At 48.8% G+C, this 2,414-nt stretch carries 1 protein-coding gene; it reads left to right on the forward strand.

The annotated features are described in order from the left end of the window. Positions 1-848: 848 nt before the first annotated feature. A partial coding sequence (locus VE954_RS18320) for a protein kinase domain-containing protein (RefSeq protein ID WP_324955377.1) occupies positions 849-2,414 on the forward strand: 1,566 nt, incomplete at its 3' end.

The raw sequence follows: 2,414 nt of genomic DNA on the forward strand, positions 1-2,414 counted from the left end.
CACCGGATTTATTCCAGAGCTCCTCGATGGTCTCAATGTGCTTATGCACGATATCCATTTTTTCTGTCTGGGCGACTGCAGCGATGAAATAACCGGCTATCTGAATCCTCTTTTCCACTGGAGTCTCTGCCGTCATCGATTGGAACTGATTTGCTGCCCAATCATAAGCGGCCCATGGATCATCCAGCACTTGCCACCTGAATTGTTCTCGTGTCGGAAGAGGAGCCTCTTGGGCCATGGCTTTACATTGGAGCAGGAATATTGAAACGACCATGCATATATAAAGAAGCGAAAGGCCTTGTCGGCGCATTTGAACTCGACTCCTGCAGTTTTGAATTCGATTATTGTAACACTGCAGCCTTTGCATTTGTTATCAGATTCAGGGCTGTGAAGCGGAAAGACGGCATCCGGTGTTATGAACCACCAAAGCCCGTTGGGGATTTGTGCCTCAACGGATGATCGATATTTTCAGAGATTTTATGACGATTTCAGTACAAATAATTAAAAGCAACGGAGGTCCAAAGTTGGAGAAATCTCGAGGGATGTAGCGCAAATCTCAACCAAATTATTAAAATTAACAGGTTTCAGCAGCACTTTAATGCCCAAGGATTCGATCGAAGAATCGTTTGTATTGAACCCATAGCCTGAAAGCAAGACTCTGCAGGAGTCAACCTATTTACGCTCCCACCATTTCCAAGCCTCTTTTCGGTAATCGAAATCCGGAATCAATCGGTCATATATGGACAAATCCCAATGTTCATTTGGTGGTGATTTCGGAAACAGGCTACAATATTGCATAATCATAAAGATCTTACTGCCTGCAATCCATTTTATAGCGTGTGGGAAATATGGAAAAATTAGGTAAATACCAAATTATTGAAACTCTCCATTCCTCTTCCCCTAATATGGTCTACGTTTGCATGGATCCGGATGCGCAGGTAGAGGTCGTTCTTAAGGTTGTTCCCGACAGGCACAATAACAGTCTGGCAGCACTTCGCCTGGAGCAGGAGTTCAGTTTTATTCATACCCTGAAAGGCGCTTTTTTCCTTAGGGCCTTTGACTTGATCAAGGAAGCCGACCGAATTCATATCGTCATGGAAAGGTTCAGAGGGCTTTCACTTCGCAGGCACTTGCCGGAAAGAAAATCGCCACTTGAAATCGAACAGATTTTCAACCTTGCCATATCCATGGTTGAAGCCATCGACATTGTTCATGACAAGCTGATCATCCATAAGGATATCAGCCCTGATAACATTCTCGTCTCCGACGACCTTAAGGAAATCCGCCTTATCGATTTCGGGATATCGACCTTGCTTTCCCGGGAGCACCCAAAGGTCGAGCACCTCAGTCAGCTTGAAGGGCACCTTCAGTATATTGCCCCGGAACAAACAGGACGCATGAACCGGAGCCTCGATTACCGCTGCGACTATTATTCGCTTGGGGCTTTGCTCTATGAGCTGGTCGCGGGAGAGCCACCCTTTCCGACCGATGATCCTCTGGCCTGTGTGTCGGCCCACATATCTGAAACGCCACGTCCGCCTCAGGCTCCTGGGCGGGAAGTACCCCCCTCTCTCAGCGACATCATCCTCAAGCTTCTGAGCAAAGGGGCCGAAGACCGTTACCAAAGCGGTTTTGGACTTATTGCTGATCTTAAAGAGGCCCAACGGCGCTGGGCTGAGGGGGATAGGCAGAGCCATTTTCAACTCGCCACAAAGGATGTCCCTCGCTATTTTTCCGTGAGTCAAAAGTGTTATGGCCGGGAGAAGGAAATCGGGCTTCTTGAAGAGGCATTTGAAAAGGTCTTCAGCAGCAAGGAGGCGCAGATGATCCTTGTCGCAGGGACTTCGGGCATTGGCAAAACCACCCTGATCAATGAAGTTCAAAAGCCACTTCTCAGGCGTCGGGGCCTGTTCATTAAAGGCAAGTTCAATCAATACAACCGTGATACACCCTATGAAGCTTTTATCAGTGCGTTTTCTTCCCTGGCCGATCATTTCCTGGCCCTCCCCGAAGCTCAACTGACAAGGATTCGCGAAGGATTGCTCAGAACTCTCGGGCATAATGCCAGGGTTGCGGTCGACCTGATCCCGAGATTCGGAGCGGTTTTGGGCGAGCTGCCTGAACTGGACGATCTCGGCAGTGTTGGCAATGCCAACCGTTTCCGTCTCGCCCTGGACGCCATTGTCAGTGCCATAGTCCAGTATGAATACCCGCTGGTGATATTCATTGATGATCTTCAGTGGGCAGATGGCGGCTCTCTCGGCCTCATTCAAAATATATTTGAGCGCCGTGAGGGTGCTCAGCTTTTTCTCATCGGAGCCTATCGGGACAATGAAGTTGATCAACTGCATCCTTTGACCCGTTGTATTCAGAGCCTGACGGATATGGGGCTCGATATTGCCCGTGTGGGCCTG

The sequence above is a fragment of the Oligoflexus sp. genome (genome assembly GCF_035638955.1).
In the GTDB taxonomy this organism is placed as follows: domain Bacteria; phylum Bdellovibrionota_B; class Oligoflexia; order Oligoflexales; family Oligoflexaceae; genus Oligoflexus.